19 protein-coding genes are annotated in these 19,682 nt (G+C 59.7%); 10 read left to right on the top strand and 9 right to left on the bottom strand.

All coding sequences use genetic code 11. The annotated features are described in order from the left end of the window. Nucleotides 1-65 precede the first annotated feature (65 nt). Nucleotides 66-1,301, bottom strand: coding sequence for an anion transporter (locus ACVWYZ_RS09110; protein WP_457466859.1), 1,236 nt, complete (start codon nt 1,299-1,301; stop codon nt 66-68). 300 nt (nt 1,302-1,601) lie between these two features. On the opposite strand from ACVWYZ_RS09110, the gene thrB reads away from it, so the two are divergent. Further along, nucleotides 1,602-2,528: a homoserine kinase gene (thrB, locus tag ACVWYZ_RS09105; protein WP_011433497.1), complete on the top strand. Its 927-nt coding sequence runs from the start codon at nt 1,602-1,604 to the stop codon at nt 2,526-2,528. 24 nt (nt 2,529-2,552) lie between these two features. Here thrB and ACVWYZ_RS09100 read toward each other — a convergent pair whose 3' ends face one another. The 3 genes from ACVWYZ_RS09100 to eda are packed head-to-tail and all read right to left on the bottom strand — an operon-like array spanning nt 2,553 to nt 4,324. Then, complete coding sequence (locus tag ACVWYZ_RS09100) at nt 2,553-3,110, bottom strand: diacylglycerol kinase family protein (protein WP_457444482.1); 558 nt, start codon at nt 3,108-3,110, stop codon at nt 2,553-2,555. Further along, nucleotides 3,094-3,585 carry an rRNA maturation RNase YbeY gene (gene ybeY / locus ACVWYZ_RS09095; RefSeq protein ID WP_457466858.1) on the bottom strand — a complete coding sequence of 164 codons (492 nt, stop codon included), beginning with the start codon at nt 3,583-3,585 and terminating at the stop codon, nt 3,094-3,096. Before ybeY ends, ACVWYZ_RS09100 begins: the two co-directional genes overlap by 17 nt. A 25-nt stretch (nt 3,586-3,610) precedes the next feature. Continuing rightward, entirely contained in the window at nt 3,611-4,324 is a 714-nt protein-coding gene (eda, locus tag ACVWYZ_RS09090) for a bifunctional 4-hydroxy-2-oxoglutarate aldolase/2-dehydro-3-deoxy-phosphogluconate aldolase (RefSeq protein ID WP_414409478.1), read from the bottom strand. Nucleotides 4,325-4,777: 453 nt separating this feature from the next. On the opposite strand from eda, the gene ACVWYZ_RS09085 reads away from it, so the two are divergent. After that, nucleotides 4,778-5,911 (top strand): murein hydrolase activator EnvC family protein, encoded by a 1,134-nt coding sequence (locus tag ACVWYZ_RS09085; protein WP_457466857.1) that lies wholly within the window; start codon nt 4,778-4,780, stop codon nt 5,909-5,911. Here the strand turns inward: ACVWYZ_RS09085 and ACVWYZ_RS09080 are convergent. Further along, nucleotides 5,902-6,552, bottom strand: a complete 651-nt coding sequence (locus ACVWYZ_RS09080) for an ABC transporter ATP-binding protein (RefSeq protein WP_414374439.1) — start codon at nt 6,550-6,552, stop codon at nt 5,902-5,904. The two genes, ACVWYZ_RS09085 and ACVWYZ_RS09080, sit on opposite strands and share 10 nt — an antisense overlap. Before the next feature lie 168 nt (nt 6,553-6,720). On the opposite strand from ACVWYZ_RS09080, the gene ACVWYZ_RS09075 reads away from it, so the two are divergent. From ACVWYZ_RS09075 to ACVWYZ_RS09055, 5 genes are all read left to right on the top strand, one after another. Then, complete coding sequence (locus tag ACVWYZ_RS09075) at nt 6,721-6,903, top strand: DUF3285 domain-containing protein (protein WP_457466856.1); 183 nt, start codon at nt 6,721-6,723, stop codon at nt 6,901-6,903. 426 nt (nt 6,904-7,329) lie between these two features. Beyond that, a complete protein-coding gene (locus ACVWYZ_RS09070; RefSeq protein ID WP_414409015.1) occupies nt 7,330-8,463 on the top strand; it encodes a histidine kinase in 1,134 nt (377 codons plus the stop codon). A 236-nt stretch (nt 8,464-8,699) separates the two neighbouring features. Next, nucleotides 8,700-11,198, top strand: coding sequence for a peptidase U32 family protein (locus ACVWYZ_RS09065; protein WP_457466855.1), 2,499 nt, complete (start codon nt 8,700-8,702; stop codon nt 11,196-11,198). Nucleotides 11,199-11,362: 164 nt separating this feature from the next. After that, entirely contained in the window at nt 11,363-11,887 is a 525-nt protein-coding gene (gene ilvN / locus ACVWYZ_RS09060; protein WP_414374441.1) for an acetolactate synthase small subunit, read from the top strand. Nucleotides 11,888-11,904: 17 nt separating this feature from the next. Beyond that, the gene (locus ACVWYZ_RS09055; protein ID WP_457466854.1) at nt 11,905-12,543 is read left to right on the top strand and encodes a hypothetical protein; all 639 of its coding nucleotides are present in this window, start codon (nt 11,905-11,907) and stop codon (nt 12,541-12,543) included. A 25-nt stretch (nt 12,544-12,568) separates the two neighbouring features. On the opposite strand, the gene ACVWYZ_RS09050 is transcribed toward ACVWYZ_RS09055, so the two are convergent. Beyond that, complete coding sequence (locus tag ACVWYZ_RS09050) at nt 12,569-13,315, bottom strand: DUF3120 domain-containing protein (protein ID WP_414329009.1); 747 nt, start codon at nt 13,313-13,315, stop codon at nt 12,569-12,571. A gap of 152 nt (nt 13,316-13,467) precedes the next feature. Between ACVWYZ_RS09050 and ACVWYZ_RS09045 the strand changes: the two genes are divergently transcribed. Next, nucleotides 13,468-14,511 carry a glucokinase gene (locus ACVWYZ_RS09045; protein WP_011432607.1) on the top strand — a complete coding sequence of 348 codons (1,044 nt, stop codon included), beginning with the start codon at nt 13,468-13,470 and terminating at the stop codon, nt 14,509-14,511. Here the strand turns inward: ACVWYZ_RS09045 and ACVWYZ_RS09040 are convergent. Continuing rightward, on the bottom strand, nt 14,490-14,705 hold the full coding sequence (locus ACVWYZ_RS09040; RefSeq protein WP_414355485.1) for a hypothetical protein: 216 nt from the start codon (nt 14,703-14,705) through the stop codon (nt 14,490-14,492). The genes ACVWYZ_RS09045 and ACVWYZ_RS09040 overlap by 22 nt on opposite strands. Nucleotides 14,706-14,797: 92 nt before the next feature. Between ACVWYZ_RS09040 and ACVWYZ_RS09035 the strand changes: the two genes are divergently transcribed. Next, entirely contained in the window at nt 14,798-15,784 is a 987-nt protein-coding gene (locus ACVWYZ_RS09035; RefSeq protein WP_041436329.1) for a methyltransferase domain-containing protein, read from the top strand. A gap of 13 nt (nt 15,785-15,797) precedes the next feature. Next, nucleotides 15,798-17,042, top strand: coding sequence for an FAD-dependent hydroxylase (locus ACVWYZ_RS09030; RefSeq protein WP_457466853.1), 1,245 nt, complete (start codon nt 15,798-15,800; stop codon nt 17,040-17,042). Here the strand turns inward: ACVWYZ_RS09030 and ACVWYZ_RS09025 are convergent. Further along, a complete protein-coding gene (locus tag ACVWYZ_RS09025) occupies nt 17,012-18,739 on the bottom strand; it encodes a helicase HerA domain-containing protein (RefSeq protein ID WP_457439208.1) in 1,728 nt (575 codons plus the stop codon). The genes ACVWYZ_RS09030 and ACVWYZ_RS09025 overlap by 31 nt on opposite strands. A gap of 31 nt (nt 18,740-18,770) precedes the next feature. Beyond that, complete coding sequence (locus ACVWYZ_RS09020) at nt 18,771-19,574, bottom strand: Ig-like domain-containing protein (RefSeq protein WP_457466852.1); 804 nt, start codon at nt 19,572-19,574, stop codon at nt 18,771-18,773. Between the last annotated feature and the right edge of the window lie 108 nt (nt 19,575-19,682).

Below are 19,682 nucleotides of genomic sequence, written 5' to 3'. Positions count from 1 at the left end.
TTTTCCCATCATACACAGGGATCCCGACAAGCCAGTCACAGCCCCACTGGATCCCTCGACAGAGGTCATCTGAGCGGTGGAGAAGACAGAAAGGGCTGGCACAGCCACAACCCACTGAACCCCAAAGTCAGCAGAGTGAGGGGCAGGCCAAAGCGCAGATGTTCCCCAAACGAAAGCACATAGCCTTTTTTGGCCGCTGCCTCAACCGTGATCAGATTGGCCACCGCCCCAAATAGAGTCAAATTGCCCGCCAAAGTGGAGCCGGCAGCCAGCAACAACCAAGCGGTAGTCTCCTGCCGAGGGAGCAACGATTGCAGCAACAGCACCGCCGGCACATTGGAGATGATGTTGGACAAAACGGCCACACTGCTCAGCAGGGCAAGAGGGGATCCCGCCAGACTCTCTGCCAAGGATCCCAAGCCCATCCCCCAAACAGTGACCAGCTCTCGCGTTGCCCGCGTTAGGATGAACAGCCCGGAAAACATCACCAGCAGATTCCAGTCCACCTGCCCCAAAAATCGCTCCGGCTTCAGCCTGCGGGTAATCAACAACAGGGCCGCCGCCACCAAAGCCGATTCTGCCAAGGGAAGTCCGGCTACAAAGGCCACAAACAGCCCCCCCGTAATCACCACGCTCTTGCGCAACAGGGGCGGGTAGAGCCGCAGCGGCAGCCAAGGCACCCGAGCAAAGGGTTTCAACGAGCGCACCTCAGGGTAGTACAGCCACAGCAACCCCACTTCCAGCAGCAGCCCCACCACGGCAATGGGGGTCATCTGGGCAGCAAACTCCAGGTAGCCGATCCCAGAGAAGGAGCCGATCAAAATATTCTGCGGGTTGCCGCTCAAGGTGGCGACGGATCCCAGGTTGGTGGCTGCCGCCAAGCCCAGCAGATAGGGAATCGGGTTTAACCCCAGCACCGTTGTGACCTGCAAAGTCAGGGGAGTAAACACCAGCGCCAGCGTGTCGTTGAGCAGGAAAGCCGAGAGCAGCCCGCTGCCGAACACCAGCATGATCAACAGACCAAAGGGGCTGCGGCTCACCCGAATCAAGCCCAGCAAAGCCAACTGAAAAGCCCCCCCATAGGACAAGCTGGCATTTACCACCATCATGCTCAGGAGAAACACAATCGTGGTCGGGTCAATGGCTTCCCAAGCCTGCCGTAGCGACAAGGTCCCCAAGCCAATCAACAGGGCGGATCCCACCAGGGCGATGGTGGCCCGGTTCATACGCAACCTAGGCAGGGATCCCAGTCCCAACCCGACATAGCTCAAACCCAACACCAACCAAGACAGCCCCTGCACCCCTCAATCCCTCCCCCACTTCTTTCAGGATCCCTGATGGGTTTAGCCAATGGCAAAGGCTGGAGTTGAAACAGGCCCAACATTCCCGATACTCAATAAGTCACAAATAAGTCACAAGAACCAATCATGGTCAGAAACCTTTCGGGATAGTCCAAAAGCTCCGCTGGATCAGCGCGTTTGCCTCGGCGAGCTGCAGACCGAGCAGAGGTGGCGAGAATATCCAAGGTCTGGCCATCGTTCGTAGGATAATGGGAGCCCGCAGACATTGAGTTACCCACCGTTCACTGAGGAGTTGTCCCCTTGGTCAAAGAACGCGTAGAGGTGATCGTCCCGGCCACCACCGCCAATTTGGGGCCAGGGTTCGACTGCATCGGTGCAGCCCTAGAGCTCTACAATCACTTCTATTTTCGCGAGATCCCTTCTGGCCTCAGCATCCACTACCGCGGCAGCGACCACATTAGCCAGAGCAAGGACAACCTGGTGTACCGGGCTTTTTGCCGCGCCTTTGAGTTGCTGAGTAAGCCTGTGCCGGGGGTAGAAATCGAAATTACCCTCAACGTGCCCCTGGCGCGGGGGTTGGGCAGTTCTGCCACCGCCATTGTCGGCGGCTTACTGGGGGCCAATGCCATTGGAGCACTCAACTTAGCTCCCGAAACCCTTCTACAACTGGCTATTGCCTTGGAGGGCCACCCAGACAATGTGGTGCCCGCCCTGCAGGGCAGTTGTCAGCTTTGTGTGCAGGGACAGCAGGGGCAATGGGTGTTTTGTCCCGTGGAGTGGCATGAGAGCATTGGCATCCTGGCCGTAGTGCCCAACTTTAAGCTTTCCACCCAAGCGGCCCGCGAGATCCTGCCCAAATCCGTCAGCTTGGCGGATGCAGTTTTTTCCAGCAGCCATCTGGGCCTACTCATCCGCAGCCTGCAGTCGGGGCGGGTGGACTGGCTGAAGGTGGCTCTGCAGGATCGGCTGCACCAGCCGGCGCGTATGGAGCTGATCACTGGGTTCAAAACGGTTCAAGCTGCAGCCATGGCTGCCGGAGCCTATGGGGTGGTGATCAGCGGAGCCGGCCCCACTCTTCTGGCCCTCTGTGCTCCCGAGAATCGGGAACGGGTGGGATCCGCGATGGTCAGCGCTTGGGCGCAGTTGGATATTGAAGCGGAGGCCAAACTGCTCAACCTGGACCGGCAGGGAGGACGGGTGGTGATCCACTCCCAGCCGTCTGGATAGGAAACTCCCTCTCCAGTCGGGGAGCTACCCTGCTGCCGGGAAGCCATCTTGCAGCAGCAACACCAAGGGCGGAAGAAATAGCCAAGCCGCCACCATCAAGGACGCCACTGCCGCCATCAACACCGCTGCCGCCGCGCAATCTTTGGCGATCTCGGCCAGGAGATGGTACTTGCTGCCCAGGGTGAGATCCACCACTGCTTCCAGAGCGGTATTCACCAGCTCCAGCGCCATCACCAAACCGCTGGTTAGGCTAATCACGGCCATTTCCAGGGCGCTCAGCTGCAGGCCCAGCCCAAGGCCAAAGGCCATCACCGCCATCACCATGTGAATGCGCAAGTTGCGCTGGGTGCGGATGGCATAGACCAAGCCCTTGCCCGCGTAGTAGAAACTTTTGCCCAAGTTGTCGGCCACTTGCCAAGAGGGGGGGCGTCGCCAGGGATCCATCCCCGAAGGCTCGGCAGTTGCTGCGGGATCGGCCTCAGAGATAGGCGCTGGGTCTACACCGGTGGGCCCGGAATGGACGCGCCGCCGGAACACCGCCAGGCGAGAACGCTCCGGCAACCGACTAGGGCTGTTGGCCATGGGCCACCTCCCCATCCAGTTGGATGGCGGCAAGCAACTGTCGCTGTTGCTGCAACATGCGCTGTAGGGACAGTTCATCCGGGTGATCCCACCCCAGCAGATGGAGCAACCCGTGGCTGGCCAACCAGGCCAACTCTTGCGAAAGACGATGCCCCTGCGCCTTGGCTTGTGCGCGGGCGGTGGGCACCGAAATCACAATATCCCCCAGTAGGCGTACCCCCGTTATGTCTTGGATCTCAAAGGGGGCAAACATCTCCTGCGCGGCAAAGGCCAACACATCGGTGGGCTCGTCGAGATGGCGAAACTCGCGGTTGAGCTGGCGGATGTGTTCATCGGAAGTGAGGCAAAGGCTGAGCTCGCATGGCTCCTGTACTCCCAGCTCTTTCAGCCAGATCTCGAACCAATGACGCCAAGTGGCTTCTTCAATCGGGCTTGGGATGTTGAATTGCAGATAGAGATCTAAAAATCCATCCATGCGGGCCTCACTCACACCACGCCCCTTATTCTACTGGTTTGCCCAGATTGGGCCAGGTTTTGCTTCTTTGCTCTGCCAGCTGTTTCAGCGCCTGTCGTAGTCGATTCTCCAGCTCATGGCAGCCCGAATGCAAATCCTCTGGCGGGAACAGATCTCCGGCAACGCCGACCGCCCAGGCCCCTGCTTGCAGGTATTCCGCTGCCCCGGCCAAGGTGACTCCCCCTGTGGGGATCAACGGCAGGGATCCCAGCACCGATTGTAGATGGCGCAGGTAGCGGGATCCCCCCATGCTCTCCACCGGAAACACCTTCACTGCCGTTGCCCCCGCCTGCCACGCCCTCCAGATCTCGCCGGGGGTGAGGGCACCGGGCACGATGGGCAGCCCTACTTCCCGACCCCAACGGATGACTTGCTCATCGGTGAAGGGGCAAACGCAAAACTGGGCTCCTGCCTGCCAAGCCTGCTCCGCCATCTGTCGATTGAGAACAGTGCCCACCCCTATCCAACACTGCGGGTGGTCTTGCCGCAGTTGGGCAATCAACTCCAGGTATTGGGGAACTTGCGTGGTGATTTCAATGTGGCGGATCCCGGCCCGGATGGCCAGCATGGATCCCTCTAGGGCCTGGGCTGGGCTGGCACAGAGGCGGATCACGGCAATCAGCGGCTGCTGCCACAGATGGAGTAACCAGGGGTGCTGTGACCCTTTCCCGAAACCGCACTCAAAATCCTCGAATACCATCTGTGGGGAAATACCCTCTCATCGGTTTCTCATCTTTGCCAGATGTTGAGGTCGCTGTCGCTCGCCGGTGGGTTGGGCTGCCCACCATCAGACCCATGAGATCCAAAGGTTAGTACGAGCCTAACAGCGGTGTGGTTATTTCAAACAGGTTTGAGACAGTTCCCGGTTGCCCCTCGCCCCTAACCCTTCTTTCCCTGGGAGAGGAAAGTCAAAACAAAGAAACGAATAGTTTCACTGCTCCTGAGAGTGACGCCGCTGTGTCGCCAGGGTCTTTTTCTTATGTCCTGTCGCTTCTTTCTATTTCTTGTCAAGCAGCCATAACCGGCAATAGCCAGCTCAGGCTCGATCAGATCCGTGGGGATCTTTGTATCCTTAGGGTCGATGGGTCGGTTGCAGAGGGTGTGAGGAGTGACGAGTCTGAGTCGTGGGGCACGCAGACTGAAAGTGTGGGTGATGCTTGGATTGCTCACCCTCTTGCTGTTGGTGGGACTGGGGGGGGTTGCCCCGTCTCAGGCGCAGAATGTCAACCAATTGCAACAGCGGCAGCAGCAGATCCAGCAACAAATCCAGAGCACTCAGCGCCGCTTGGGAGAACTGCGCCAAGCAGAAGAAGAAGCCCGCCGCCGCATGGGATCCCTGCAGCAAAACATTCGACAGACCGAATCCAGCCTTCGCGACAATCAGTATCGTCTGGAACAAGCCCAGAAAGCCCTGGAGCAAGCTCAAAAGGAGCTACAGGAGCTGGAAGACCGCCTGAGACGGCAGCAACAGGGCACGGCTGCCCGTTTGCGCTACATGCAGCGACAGGGGGCCGAACATTGGTGGGCTTTGCTGCTCACCAGCCGTGACTTGAACGAGTTTTTCGACCGCCGCCACCAACTGCAACTGTTGATCGAGGCGGATCGGCAGTTGATCCAAGAGCTGCAAGCAATGGCCAAAGAGGTGGATCAACAGCGCATTGCCCTGGAGATGCAGCGCAACGAGATTTCCTTGATTTTGCAGGAGCTGGCCGCCCAGAAGAATCAACTGCAGCAGCAGGCTGCCGCCCAAGAGCAACTGGTGGGCCGCTTGGCCAACGAACGCGCGGCCTATGAAGCAGCCCAACGGCGGTTGGAAGCCGATTCTCGACAGCTCACCAGTCTGATCCAGCAACTGATCGCCCAGCAGGCCCAACAGCAAGGGGGCAGGGATCCCGTTCAAGGGACAGGCCGATTCATTGCTCCGGTGCGCGGGCCGATCACCAGCGGCTTTGGCTGGCGGGTTCACCCCCTCTACCGCAGTCGCCGCTTTCATGCGGGGATCGATTTTGGTGTGCCCACCGGCACCGCAGTCAGAGCTTCAGACCGGGGCACCGTCATCTACGCCGGTTGGTACGGCGGCTACGGCTATACGGTGATTGTGAATCACGGCGGCGGCATCACCACCCTGTACGCCCACAACAGCCGCGTTGCCGTTGGGGTAGGCCAGCAGGTACAGCGGGGGCAAGTTGTTGCTGCTTCCGGCTCCACCGGCCTCTCCACCGGGCCCCATGTTCACTTTGAAGTGCGCGTCAACGGCCAACCGGTCGATCCCCGCCGCTACCTCTGAAGCAAAGCCTCCGCCGCCACCGGCCTCAGGGATCCCGCCTGCAATGTCCACCGCACATCGGCAATGGAGGACAGCTCCTCCGGGTCGTGGGAAACCACCAGCACCGTCCAGGTGGACTTTAGCCGAGCCAACAGCTCGATCAACTGCCGTCGCACCGACCAATCCAATCCTGCCGTCGGCTCATCCAGCAACAGCAAAAACGGGCCACGGATCAACTGGACGGCCAGGGCCAAGCGCCGCTGTTGCCCGCCGCTGAGGCGGTTTGGGGAGGTATGTAGAGGGATCCCTTCCAATCCCACCTGTCTGAGGGCGTTTTCGATCTCTTTTCTCTGTAGCTCTGGATAACCAAAGCGCATTTCCTCCAGCACCGTCAAGCCGCAAAAGTGGCGCTCTGGAAACTGAAACACCAACCCCGCCATGCTGCGCAAGCGGTTGGGGGAAAGTTCTGCCCCTCCCCAGGTAATCCGTCCTTGAGTGGGCCGCGCCAAGCCAGCCAAAATCTCCAGCAGGGTGCTCTTGCCCGCCCCACTTTTGCCCACGATCAGCCCCAACTGGTTCAGGCCCAACTCAAAGGAGAGATCGTTGAGAATGGGCTGGGAAACGCCTGCCGGATGGTAGGAAAGATGCTGAACTTGCAACATGAGGGGCAAAAGAGGGGGATGCTGTCGTTATTTTGGCACCGGAAGATCCCCGCGCGACAGCTATGGCCCTTCTTCAGCAGGAAGGTCGAAGCTTGGGAAACACCTCTATCCGGAGGAGCAGATTAAGCTAGCCTAAAGGTAGGGTAAATTATCGCTCTGGTTATCCTGATGGCGCAGCCTTCTTCTGCAGATTCTCCTTCGGTTGGGGCGGGATCCTCCCCGCAGGTGAGCTATACCCGCCTGGCTATGCGCAACATGGTGCGCAAAGGCAGAACCTCCCTGCTGCACTTCACCCTGACGGCAGTGGGGTTAGTGGCCTTGCTGGTGGGGCTGGCCTACCTGTTTCAGTAAACTACCCGACCCTAACTGCTTCGCAGTACAGGGCGGGCTTTCGGTAGCCCTGCAGTTAGCAAGCCAACCACGGGCCTCTGGGGTGGTTTACAACACCCCCAATCGACCGTTACCAGTGCCTTAAACAACCGTTTCTGGTGTCCGCAGTATAGTTATAACCTGGGTTCCGCGAGAATGTCCTGGCAATACCCTCCCGCGGTTGTTCCTGGGGCGGAAGAGGCACACCTTGGGAAGTCTTTCATTACGTTCAATGTCTCTCCTTAAGTTTTTCCCAAGATTAGGTGTTAGGAAGGAACAAGCAGCAATGGCTCCTACGGTTGGACCTACGGTCCGCTTCCGCGAACGAGCGCACGGCAATCCCGGCTGCTGAAACGCCAACCTTTGGCTTTAATGCTACGCATCGCTAACGCGACTGGATTTTGGCCTATGCAGACTTCGCCAGATCTCACCTCCGCTCGTTCTGTCATTCGCCTGCTGTTGTTTGCCAAGAGTCGAGCTGTCGTTGCCGAACTTGAGGAACATCTGCGCCAGCACATCCAGGGGTTGCCCGGTCAATACCCTGCCCAACTGGAAGTGGTGCCACTGGAGGAGCACCCCTACCTAGCAGAGCATTACAAGCTGGTGGCGACTCCGGCTCTGGTCAAGGCTGAGCCCTTGCCTGCTCAGGTTTTGGCGGGCGGAGACTTGGCGACGCAGTTGGAAGTGTGGTGGCCCCGTTGGCAAGGCCAGGCGGCCTTGGCTTCCCATCAAGAAGGGGCAGGACAGGATCCCACCTCCCCTCCGACCACCGAGGCGCTGTTGCAAATGTCGGAAGAGGTGTTTTTGCTGCGGCAGGAGCGGGCCCAATTGCGGGAGCAGTTGGACTTCAAAGATCGCGTTCTGGCCATGCTGGTGCATGATTTGCGCAGCCCCCTGACGGCCACGGCTTTGGCGGTCGAAACCCTGCAACAGGGGCGCGAGGGATCCCTGGACAAAGCGCTAGAGCGGCAGTTGTTCGACCACGCGCGCCAGCAACTGCGCAAGATGGACAGCATGATCACCGACATTCTGGAGTCGGCCCGTGGCGCTGCCTCAGAGCTGAGAATTCGAGCCGTAGAAACCCAGTTGCCCGGCCTCTGTCAGGCGGTGATCGAGGAGCTATGGCCGCGCATTCAAGGCAAGCGGCTGCAGTTTCAAGCGGATATTCCCGTGGATCTGCCCTCCGTCCATGTGGATCCCGACAAGATCCGCCAAGTTCTGTTCAACCTGCTGGACAACGCCATCAAGTACACCCCTGCCGAGGGATCCATCCGCCTCGATGTCCTCCATCGCACCAGCCAAAAGGTGCAGGTGACCGTCAGCGATACCGGCCCTGGGATCCCGGAAGCCGACCAAGAGAGCATCTTCTCCGATTCCGTCCGCCTGTCCCGGGATCAGCAGCAGGAGGGCTATGGCATCGGCCTTTCCCTCTGCCGACGGATTGTGCGTGCCCACTACGGCCAGATTTGGGTGGAGTCTTCCTTGGGCAAAGGCAGCAGCTTTCATTTCACTTTGCCTGTATATCGGCTCTGCAAGCGCTAGCCGAGAGCTGGCTCCCCAGTGGTGCAAGCCCTCAGAGACTGACGGTTTTCCAGCATCAAGGAGTTGCCAACAGCCGGCAGAATAGGCACGTACGGAGTCCTGGGTTTACTGCTCGCGCTGCGCGACGCTTCCGCGTTGGAGCGGTTCCGTCTTTCAGGTCTTTTGCGTTTGAATGGGTTAAGGATCCCTTGGCTTTTTCCTCTTCATCTTCTTCATCTACAGTAAAGTGCTTCTCGATGAGTGCTTCTGGGATGAGCCCCGTAGAGACGAGTCGTTGTGCCGCTGAGCTGCCCCTACTGCTGGCTCCGGCAGGGGATTGGGAGTGTGCCAAGGCGGCGGTGGAAAACGGGGCCGATGCCATCTATTTTGGGCTGGAGCGCTTCAACGCCCGGATGCGTGCCCGCAATTTTACGGAAGCGGATTTGCCGGAACTGATGGCCTGGCTGCACCGGCGGGGGGTACGGGGCTATGTTACTTTAAATACCCTGGTTTTTCCAAGGGAGCTGACGGAAGCCGAGGGATACATCCGCTCGATGATCGCGGCGGGGGTGGATGCGGTGATTGTGCAGGATATCGGCATAGCCCGCCTGATCCGGCATCTTTCTCCCGACTTTCCCATCCACGCTTCTACGCAAATGACCATTACCAGCGGAGTGGGAGCGGAGTTTGCCGCCGAGCTGGGCTGTGAGGTGGTGGTGCTGGCGCGGGAATGTTCCCTGCGGGAAATCGCCCAGATCCGGGCCTATCTGGAAGAGAAGGGATCCCCTCTATCTCTGGAGGTCTTCGTGCATGGGGCGTTGTGTGTGGCCTACTCGGGGCAATGTCTGACCAGCGAGGCGCTGGGGGGGCGTTCGGCCAACCGAGGCGAATGTGCTCAAGCCTGCCGCATGCCCTATGAGCTGGTGGTAGACGGGATCCGCCGCGACTTAGGCGAAAAGCGGTATCTGCTCAGCCCTCAAGATTTGGCCGGGCTGGAGGTGCTGCCGGAGCTGGTGAAGCTGGGGATCCGCTGTCTGAAAATTGAGGGCCGACTGAAATCCCCAGAATATGTAGCCAATGTAACGCGGGTGTATCGGCAGGCGTTGGATGCGCTGGGAGCGGGGCAGCCGTGGCAGCCTTCGCAGCAGGAACGCTACGAGCTGGAGATGAGCTTTTCTCGCGGGCTTTATACGGGCTGGCTGCGGGGCATCAACAACCAGGAGCTGGTGCACGCGCGGTTTGGCAAGAAACGGGGGGTTTACCTGGGGCAGGTGGTGGGGATCCAACAGGATCAGGTGGGGATCCGGCTGGAGGCACCCCTCAAAGCTGGGGACGGCGTGGTGTTTGACCAGGGGCAGCCGGAGTTGCCGGAGCAGGGTGGGCGAGTTTACCGGGTGCAAGAGAAGCAGGGGCTGGCCTGGCTCAGCTTCGGAGAGGGGGTCATTGATCTCAAACGTCTGCGGGTGGGGGATCGCCTCTGGAAGACCAGCGACCCGGAACTGGAAAAGCGCCTGCGCCAAAGCTACGCCGGGGATCACCCCCGCTTTCAGCGGCCTGTCCACATGGAGGTTCACGGCCAAGTGGGATCCCCGCTGACGCTGATCCTGCGGGATGAGCAAGGCCATACGGTGCAGGTGGATTCGCCGCTGCCCCTGGAAGCTGCCCACCGCCAACCCCTCACCACCGAAAAACTGCGACAGCAACTGGGCCGTTTGGGCTCCACTCCCTTCAAGTTGGGATCCCTGCACAATGCCTTGCAGGGGGAGGTAATGCTGCCGGTGAGCCTGCTCAACCAGATGCGCCGACAAGCGGTGGAACGCCTACAAGCTCTGCGGGCCCAGCCCCCGCGCTGGCAACTCAACCCTGAAGCTCGCTGGCAAGATCTGGTGCCTTCTCAGGAGGAGCCCGCAAGGGGATCCCCGCAGTTGGTGGCGTTGGTGCGGGATCCGGCGCAACTGCCGCCGGTGATAGCCAGCGGTATCCGGCAGATCTATCTGGAGTTTGAGGATCCCCGCCGCTATCGGGAGGTGATCCGCACAACCAAAGCCATCCATCCTGAGGTGGAGCTGTGGGCTGCCCCGCCCCGCATCACCAAGCCGGGAGAAACCTGGATCCTAAAGCAAGTGTTGGCCGCTGGGGCCGATGGCTACTTGGTGAGAAATTACGATCATCTCCGTTTCTTTGCCGGGCAGCGCTGCATTGGGGATTTTTCGTTAAATGTGGCCAATCCCATCACAGCCTACTATCTCAAAACCCGCTACAACCTAGAGCGCTTGACGGCTTCCTATGACCTCAACCATGAGCAACTGGGATCCCTGCTGCAAGCCGGCCCCGCCGGTGGGTACGAGGTTACCCTTCATCAACACATGCCCCTGTTCCACATGGAGCACTGTGTCTTCTGCGCCTTTTTATCCAGCGGAACGGATTACACCAATTGTGGTCGCCCTTGCGAAAAACATGAAGTGAAGCTGAGGGACAGGACCAATGTCGAGCATATTTTGAAGGCCGATGCCGGCTGTCGGAATACCCTCTACAACGGCAAGGCCCAAACGGGGGCAGAGTATGTGCCGAAATTATTGGCCTTGGGCCTGCGCTATCTGCGCATCGAATTTTTGCATGAATCCCCCGCCGAGATTCAACAAACGCTGCATCGCTATCAGCAACTCTTACAAGGACAACTTAGCGGATCCCAACTGTGGCAGGAGCTAAAGCTATACAGCCAATTGGGGGTTACGCGCGGGTCTTTGGAGAGTTAACGGCTGCGCTGTCTTTCTCTAGGGCGCCGGCTCTGCAGCTGTGCTCCGACCGGAGCAATGCGAAAAACATTCCGGCAAAGTTGGCGTAAAATTTCCTCAGGGTATTGTTATTCCCAGGTGCTTCCCCAACCTCTTCTCAGCTTTTTCTCTATCCTCTGGTTGCCGTGAAACACACCCTCAGCGCCCTCGTGCAGGATCAGCCTGGCGTTTTAACCCGCATTGCGGGGATGTTTGCCCGTCGCGGCTTCAACATCGACAGCCTCACCGTTGGCCCCACCGAACGACCGGGGATCTCTCGCATCACCATGGTGGTGCAGGGAGATGAACACGATGTGGAGCAGATGACGAAGCAGCTCTACAAGCTCATCGACGTGCTGAAAGTTACCGATATCACCCATGTTCCCTGCGTGGAACGGGAGCTGATGCTGGTCAAGGTCAATGCCAGCCCCGATACCCGCTCCGCCATTATGGATGTGGCCCAAATGTTTCGCGCCCGGATTGTGGATGTGGCGGAGGAGTCTTTGACTCTCGAGGTAACCGGGGATCCCGGCAAAATGGTGGCCATCATCAAGATGTTGACCAGCTTTGGCATCCGTGAGATCGCCCGTACCGGCCTTGTGGCTCTCACCCGCGAGTCCGGTGTGAATACGGAATACTTGAAGCAACACCCCACCCTAGTCACCATCTGATGGCCCCAGGAGAAGCGATGCCGAAGTCGGGGTGGAGGGGCCAGGGATCGGTTCTGCGGGGCACGATTAGCCTTGTGGCTATTGTGCTGGTGGGGCTGCTGGCCGGCTGCGGCCCTAGACCGCCAAAGCCGATTGTGCAGCAGGCCCTCGCCTATCAGATCGCTCATGTGTCCGGGCCGGTGGGATCCTTGGTGGGCAGTGACCAGCTAGCAGCCCGCCTGCAATTGCAGGATGTGAAAATCCGCCAGGATCGCCGTGAACCCTTGCTGTTGGCCTCAGGAGAAACCCTGGAAGGCCATCACCTCAGCGGCACCTACACCCTGAGCGTGCAGCCGCCGGGATCCCGCCGCCCCTATCGCCGCAAAGGGGATCCCTTCCAGCTCACCCTGGCCCACCAAAAGGCACAAACTGTTGCTACACAACGCTCGCCCGACCGCGTCAAAACCGTGCCCGAACGGTGGCTGCTGGCCTACAGCTCACCGGATTCCAAGACTTGGGAGGTCATCGACTTTCTGCCTCAGCCCGCACCGGCACCGGAGTTGCCTCCTGCCGGGCCAGAACCTACACTGCCGGCAACTGCACCTGCTGCCGCCGACGTTGGCAGGACGGAGTCCGATGGAGCTCCCAGCCCTACCAATACTTCTACTCCCACCTGAAGCAGAGGTATGGGGATGTCCCAGCTCACCGCAGCAGAGCTGCCCCCCAGCCAAATAGCCCATCCACCAACAGGGTATTCAGCACTGCTCCCGCAAATGCCCAATGGTGCAAGCGGCGGGATCCCTGGACTCTCCACAATCCAACACCCAGCAACAGAAGGCCCAAGCCGATGCCCCAACCCAGGCCCCAGGGGGTAGCCATTTTGTCGAGGGCCGCCCTAAAAGGGACAACCGCCTGCTCCAACCGGTCAAACTGCATCGCCTGCCGCCACTCAGGCAGCAGCCCCACCGAGTGAATGTAGAGATCTGTAACCGCCGTACCCCACAGGGAGCCGAGATAAAACCAGGTACCGATGCGGGCAAACCGTCGCCGTGTCCCCCACCAGACAATCGGGATCCCCAAGGCTTCCATGGGCATGTGCCAAAGAGGCTCAAAGCGCAGCCATCCCCAATACAGGGATCCTGCCAGCCAAGTCAGGGTAAAGCCGTACAGCAAATCTCCCCACAGGCGGGTACGGGGCTGGGAGTAGAGATGCAAGCTAAGGCCCAGCCAGCCCAAAGACATCACCAAGCTGACCCAAGGGGCATACCGCACCAGGGGCGCTTGCACAAAAACGGGCAGACTCACGAGCAGAGCTGCCACTCCCCCAATGGCATGGTGGGATCGAAAACGCCTTTGAGCCGAGAGAGGGCGGGGATCCAGCCCGGCCAAACGCTCAGAGGACAGCAGAGGCTCATCTTGGAGAGGGGGTAAAAAAGGTGTAGAAGACAAAATGCAATATTAAAAACCTTTACATCAGTTAACATAGCACCTTCTTTGCCCTTCCCTCTTCTCCCCAGCAGGAGCGGGGAAGCCTTGGGGGCCTGGCATTCTCTCTCCAGAGATGTCAGGGTGGGAAGGAGGTGCTGGCCGGAGGAAACTGTATGGACTTGTTGTTGGCAGGAGACATCGGGGGCACCAAAACCAGCCTCAGCCTTGTCAATGCCGAGGATCCCGAGCACAGCCTTTACCACTGCCGCTATGCCAGCCAAGATTACGCCAACCTTGCCCCGATGGTGGGAGAGTTTCTGGCCCAGGCTCGGCGGGAGCTGGGGCGAGATCCACAGCCTGCTGCCGCCTGTTTTGCAGTGGCCGGCCCCGTCATGGAAACAAGGGGCTCAGGGTCTGAGGGACAGACTGCCAAAGTGACCAACTTGCCCTGGGATCTGCAGTCGAGCCAATTGGCCGCAGAGCTGGGGATCCCGCGCGTAGCCTTGATCAACGACTTCAGCGCTGTGGGGTATGGCGTGCTTGCCCTCGGCGACCAGGATCTGGACACCTTGCAAGTGGGTGAGCGTCAACCGCGGGCTCCGATTGGCGTGATGGGAGCAGGCACGGGTTTGGGGCAGGCTTACCTTACCTGGGGAGAAGGGGGTTACCAAGTTCATGCCAGCGAGGGCGGTCACGTGGACTTTTCCCCGCGCACCCCTCTGGAGTGGGAGCTCTTGAGGTATTTGCAAAAACGGCACGGACGTGTCTCCACCGAGCGGGTGGTCTCAGGGCAGGGGATCGTTGCCATTTATCAATTTTTGCGGGATAGCCAGTGGGGCTCAGGAGAAGAACAGCTGCTGGCCCAAATTGAGGCTTGGGAAAAGGGAGCTAAGCATATTGACCCGGCAGCCCAAATTGCCAATGCTGCCATGGAAGCACGGGATCCCCTGGCGGTGGAGTGTCTGCGGCTTTTCATCAGCCTGTACGGGGCTGCAGTCGGGAACTTTGCCCTACACCTATTGCCGCGCGGGGGCCTGTTCATCGCTGGGGGGATCGCGCCCAAGCTCTTGCGCCTACTGCATCAAGGGGAGTTTTTGTCCTCGTTTTTGGATAAGGGGCGGATGCGTCCTCTTCTGGAGCAACTGTCGGTGCAGGTGGTGGTGAATGCGCAGGTGGGGCTGAGGGGAGCTGCTCGCTACGCCGCCAACCTTTTGTGAAGGAGCAGCCGCTGCTGTTGAGGTTGCCACCCCTGGAACACCCCATCCAGCAGGTGATGGCAGCGCCCCCAACGGATGCTGGAATCGTGCTGGAAAATCTCGCCCAGCCGTCCTTTGCCCCAGACTCCATCTTGAGCCAGCAGATGGGGCAAGATGGGATTGCGCCTTTGCTGGGCTGGATTGGCAGACCCCACACCGGAAAGCACTCTGCCTGTGGCTCCGCCATCCAACTGACAATGATCGCCACCACGCAGAGGGACTTTATAGAAACTTCATGGTTGATCCGATGAATCCAATCTTTTGGGCTTTGGGCATAGCTGTGCTGCTGGCCGTGGGCTTGGCAGCCTATCTGTTGACTGCTCGCAAATACGAGTCTCCCGCCTCTGTGGCCAAGTCTTACGACGAGTGGACTCGGGATGGGATCCTAGAGTTTTACTGGGGCGAACACATTCACCTAGGCCACTACGGCTCTCCTCCCCAACGAAAAAATTTTCTGCAGGCCAAGCACGACTTTGTCCACGAGATGGTGCGCTGGGGGGGGTTGGATCGACTGCCTGCAGGGACGACCGTGTTGGATGTGGGCTGCGGCATTGGTGGGAGCTGCCGCATCTTGGCCCGCGACTACGGCTTTGTTGTAACCGGTATCACCATCAGTCCTCAGCAGGTGAAGCGGGCCCAGGAGCTCACCCCCCCTGATCTGCCTGTCCAGTTTCAGGTGGCAGATGCCCTCGACCTGCCCTTCCCCGATGCCAGCTTCGATGTGGTGTGGTCCATTGAGGCAGGGCCTCACATGCCGGACAAGGCCCGCTATGCCCAAGAGATGCTGCGGGTGTTGAAGCCAGGGGGAATCCTGGTGGTGGCGGACTGGAACCAGCGGGACGACCGGCAAAAGCCCCTGAACTTTTGGGAGCGGCTGGTGATGCGGCAACTGTTGGATCAATGGTCACACCCTTCCTTCTCCAGCATCGAAGGCTTTGCCGAGCAGTTGGAGGCTACTGGCCTGGTGGCGGGACGGGTAGAAACCGCCGACTGGACTCAGGAGACCCTTCCCTCTTGGCTGGATTCCATCTGGCAGGGCATTGTCCGTCCCGAAGGGTTGCTGAAGTTTGGCTTGGTGGGCCTGATTAAGTCGCTACGGGAGGTGCCCACTTTCTTGCTCATGCGCCTGGCCTTCGGCACCGGCCTCTGCCGCTTTGGCATGTTCAGGGCCGTGCGAGCCGCCACGTCGGCAGACTCCACCCGCACAGAAGTGGTTGCCCACAGCAGCCAATAGGAGAATAAGAGAGATGACAACTCTTGCTCCCACTCCGGATACTTTGGCAGCCCTCTACGACGTGATTATCGTCGGCGGAGGCATCGCGGGCTTAACCCTAGCTTGTGCCCTGCGGGGATCCGGCCTGCGGTTGGCCCTCATTGAGGCCCAGTCGGCTGAGGCAGTCAAACAGCGCCCCCTGGCCTATGCCCTTTCGCCGCTGTCAATCCGCATCTTCCGGGCCGTCGGGGTGTGGGAGGCGCTGGCTCCCCACATTACGCCCTTTGCTCAGGTGATTTTAACCGACGCCAACGCTCCCCAGCGGGTGACGTTTAGACCGGAGGATGTGGGGGAAGCGGCAGTTTTCTACTGTGGCGAGCATGCCTGGCTGCAGCAGGCGCTCCAGGAGCAGGTGGCTGCCGATCCCAAAATTAGCTGCTACTACGAAGCCAAGGTGGAGAGCGTAACCTATGGGAAGGCTGCAGCCGAGGTAGAGCTGGAAACGGCCCAGGGGCGTCGCCAACTGCGGGCCTCCCTGGTGGTCGCCGCCGACGGCCTGCGCTCCCAGGTGCGGCAGTGGGCAGGGATCCCTAGCGACGGCTGGGACTATTGGCAGTCCTGCATCACCGCCTTGGTGGCCCCTTCCCAAGACCACCAAAACATTGCCTACGAGCGCTTCTGGCCTGCCGGCCCCTTCGCCATCTTGCCCCTGCCCGGCAACCGCTGTCAGGTGGTCTGGATCATGCCCCACGAGCAGGCCAAAGCCACCCTGGCCCTTCCTCAGGCCGACTTCTTGGCCGAGATGCAGCGCTACTACGGCGGTCAGAGCGGCCAGCTCACTTTGCTGAACCGGCCCCAGGTTTTCCCGGCTCGCCTACGGCAAAGCCGCCGCTACTATCAGCATCGTCTTGCCTTGGTGGGAGATGCCGCCCACCACTGCCATCCGGTGGCTGGCCAAGGGCTCAACCTCGGCATCCGCGACGCCGCTGCCCTGGCCCAGGTGCTCCTAGACGCCTGGAGACGGCATGAGGATCTGGGAGATGTCAAAGTCCTGCGCCGCTACGGTCGCCGTCGCCGCTGGGAAAACTGGGTGGTGCTGCTCTTCACGGATCTGCTCACCCGCACTTTCTCCAACTCCTACTGGCCCGTAGTGGTTATGCGGCGGTGGATCCTGAGAGGGATGATGGCCTTCCCCCCCCTGCGGTGCTTGCTGCTGTGCTTGATGACGGGACTTTGGGGGAGCTCTCCCTACAGTCCCAGCTCCTCCTTGGCCTTCTGAGCGGCCAGGAGCACCTCCGCATCCTCAGCCTGAGACCAGTCAGGATCGGCAATTTCGGCGTAGAACCGCTGGTCGTAGGGGCGGGTTTGCACCACCACCGGCATGGGCACGGCATGGCCCAGAATTAGGGCTTGCTGTTTGGAGTCCAACTTGGCCAGCACCGTTTTCAAGTTCTGGCTGCCCGCCACCCCTGTGAACACCGCCTCGATATCTTGGTCGTCGTTGAGGAGTGCCGTAATGCGAGTGCCCAACTGCGACATCACTTCGCTATCGATGCGGGAAGGGCGTTGATCCACCACCAGCAGCGTGACAAAGTACTTGCGCATCTCGCGGGCAATGGTGCCGAAAATGGTCTGCTTGGCTGCCCGCGGATTCAAAAAGCGATGGGCCTCCTCAATGGTGATGCATAGTTGACGGGGCTTGTCGAGGGGATTTTTGGATTGCAAGTACCGCTCCGTCTGGTGCACGTAGGCCTGGTGAATGCGGCGGGTGATGACGTTGGCAGCCAACATGTAGGAGAGCAGGTTGGACTGGGATCCAAACTCGATAACCACGTGAATGCCGCGGCTGAGGGCATCCAAAATCTGGCCGATGTAGTTGTGGGGCAGGGTGCTGCGGATGTACTTGAGGTTGTCAAGGCGGGTGAGCTTGCGCTGCAGGGCCATCATCGAGGCTTTGTTGCCCATTTTCTGTTCGCAAAACTCTTGAATCTCGGTGTTGGAAAGGCTCAAGAGGCGGCTGATCCAGTCGCGGCCAAACTCGTTGCGCAGGATAATGGCGTTTTCCAGGCTGGCTTCCGATAGGTTCAGCTCCTCTGCCAACAGGGCCAGATCCTCCACCTCGATCTGGTTGTAGGCGATGAAGAGCTCCTGCGCATCCCGCACCCCTCGCCGCCGGGTGGAATCGGGATCCAGGGTATAGATCTGTACCTGACCGGGAAAGAGCTGCCGCAAGCCCTTGACGGTGCTGGCGTGTTTGTCTTCGCTGGCCGCCTCCCAGCCGTACTCGGAGTGCATGTCAAAGATCAAGTTCACCGCTGCCCGTTTGCGGATGATGCCGGCCAGGATCAGGCGGGCTAGAAAGGACTTGCCGGTGCCCGATTTGCCGAAAATGCCGTTGCTGCGCTCCACCCAGCGATCCAAGTCCAAACAGATGGGCACAGCCATGTCGAGGGGCTGGCCGATAGCAAAGTTGCGCCGCTCCGGGTCGTCTTCCCAGCCGAAAACGGTGCGAAAGTCCAGTTCCCGTGCCTCATACACTTGCGAAAAATGGGCGGGCACTGTTTTCACGGGCAGCAGCTCCATGGCGCCAGCGGAAGGGGGTTCTTGGCCGAGGGGAGCTGCCAACGCTTCTGGCCGTTCGGGATTGACCAGGGGATACAGCCTTTCCCCTTCCGTTTGCCGCGGCACCAACATCAGCATCGGGGTGAGGGCAATAATGCCGTAGGTGCCGGTACCTGCCAGCACCTCCTGCAGCAAGGTCTCTTCCGGGCGGGGGGGATTGACCAGAATTTGGGGGTTGCTGGTTTCTAGGGTAACGTCAGTAAGCAGGCCAAAGAAGCGGTTGCGCTGCCCCTGGATCACCACGAATTTGCCCACCCGCAAGTCTTCTACCGAGACACCGGGATTGAGGCGAGCTTCCAGCCCTCGACTCAGGGATCCCTGAATCACGGTGGCCAAAGGTTGAGGAGGGGTCATGGCAGTGGGGGTTGGGTTCCAGATGCCTTATTCAGTTGCCCATCTGTAAGCGGGCGCTGGTGCGGGGGGCGCCATCCTGCACAATCCAGGTGCGGACGATCTCCACTTCCTCCGGCGTCCAAAAGCCCAGACGGGACAGGGGCAGCCCGCGGGCCTGAATGTAAGCAATCTCAGGGGATCCGCCGCGAGCTTGGGGGCGGTTGGGGTTAACGGCGTTGAGGATGTAGGCGTGGCGGCTCGTCCACCGGGGATTGATCAACTCGCTATTGGGATCCCCGGGCCTGACATAGGCCATCGTGGCCTCATAACTGTCCAGCAACTGGGTGCGCTGCCGTCCTGCCGGCTGATGGCAACCCACACAACTGGCTTCTAGCAGCGGTTTGACATCCCGTTCGTAGATAAATTGCGGTTCGGTGCGAAAACTCAGCTGAATGGCCTGCTCGAGGGGCAGCCCCTCTTGGGGAGAAAGCGTGAGGGTGTAACGGGTGCTAAAGCGCAAAGGATCCCGAGGCTTAAGCAACAACTCGTCTCCCTGCACATCAAAAATAACCGCTGCCGGCGGATCCAACTGAACCGCCAGACGTTGTAGATTGGGATCCAGTGGCCGATTGAATTGCAGCCGAATGACTCCATCCACAAAAACATCCTGCTGTTCGGGGGTAGGCTGGGAAGACACCCACTCCAAAAATGCCTGACTTTGAGAAGCATTCGACTGAGGCCAAACTTGCCGATGAGACTCGATGACAAAGAACGCTGCTGCCAACAACAACAGCCCCGCCCAAGTTCGCCACCGCCGCCAATGGCGAAAGACATTTTGTACGGTCGGAGTGTTCATTGCCGCAGACCCAATTTAACTGTTGTCAGAATAGCGAACTTACCCACACTTCAGCCATTGATGAGGTACAAACTGCCAGGGATCCCCAGCGGATCATGAGGATCCCTT

This window comes from Thermostichus sp. MS-CIW-37, from assembly GCF_054060065.1.
Note: the sequence above shows the minus strand (reverse complement) of the source record. Positions and strands in the feature narration are given on the sequence as shown.

Bases quoted from the DNA above. Each gene is read 5' to 3' on its own strand.
- ACVWYZ_RS09030 (WP_457466853.1), top strand. From the start codon at position 15,798: ATGACAACTCTTGCTCCCACTCCGGATACTTTGGCAGCCCTCTACGAC.
- ACVWYZ_RS09080 (WP_414374439.1), bottom strand. From the start codon at position 6,552: ATGTTGCAAGTTCAGCATCTTTCCTACCATCCGGCAGGCGTTTCCCAG.
- ACVWYZ_RS09070 (WP_414409015.1), top strand. From the start codon at position 7,330: ATGCAGACTTCGCCAGATCTCACCTCCGCTCGTTCTGTCATTCGCCTG.
- ybeY (WP_457466858.1), bottom strand. From the start codon at position 3,585: ATGGATGGATTTTTAGATCTCTATCTGCAATTCAACATCCCAAGCCCG.
- ACVWYZ_RS09035 (WP_041436329.1), top strand. From the start codon at position 14,798: ATGAATCCAATCTTTTGGGCTTTGGGCATAGCTGTGCTGCTGGCCGTG.
- ACVWYZ_RS09100 (WP_457444482.1), bottom strand. From the start codon at position 3,110: ATGGCCAACAGCCCTAGTCGGTTGCCGGAGCGTTCTCGCCTGGCGGTG.
- ACVWYZ_RS09075 (WP_457466856.1), top strand. From the start codon at position 6,721: ATGGCGCAGCCTTCTTCTGCAGATTCTCCTTCGGTTGGGGCGGGATCC.
- ACVWYZ_RS09020 (WP_457466852.1), bottom strand. From the start codon at position 19,574: ATGAACACTCCGACCGTACAAAATGTCTTTCGCCATTGGCGGCGGTGG.
- ACVWYZ_RS09065 (WP_457466855.1), top strand. From the start codon at position 8,700: ATGAGTGCTTCTGGGATGAGCCCCGTAGAGACGAGTCGTTGTGCCGCT.
- ACVWYZ_RS09085 (WP_457466857.1), top strand. From the start codon at position 4,778: ATGCTTGGATTGCTCACCCTCTTGCTGTTGGTGGGACTGGGGGGGGTT.
- eda (WP_414409478.1), bottom strand. From the start codon at position 4,324: ATGGTATTCGAGGATTTTGAGTGCGGTTTCGGGAAAGGGTCACAGCAC.
- ACVWYZ_RS09045 (WP_011432607.1), top strand. From the start codon at position 13,468: ATGGACTTGTTGTTGGCAGGAGACATCGGGGGCACCAAAACCAGCCTC.
- ACVWYZ_RS09055 (WP_457466854.1), top strand. From the start codon at position 11,905: ATGCCGAAGTCGGGGTGGAGGGGCCAGGGATCGGTTCTGCGGGGCACG.
- ACVWYZ_RS09025 (WP_457439208.1), bottom strand. From the start codon at position 18,739: ATGACCCCTCCTCAACCTTTGGCCACCGTGATTCAGGGATCCCTGAGT.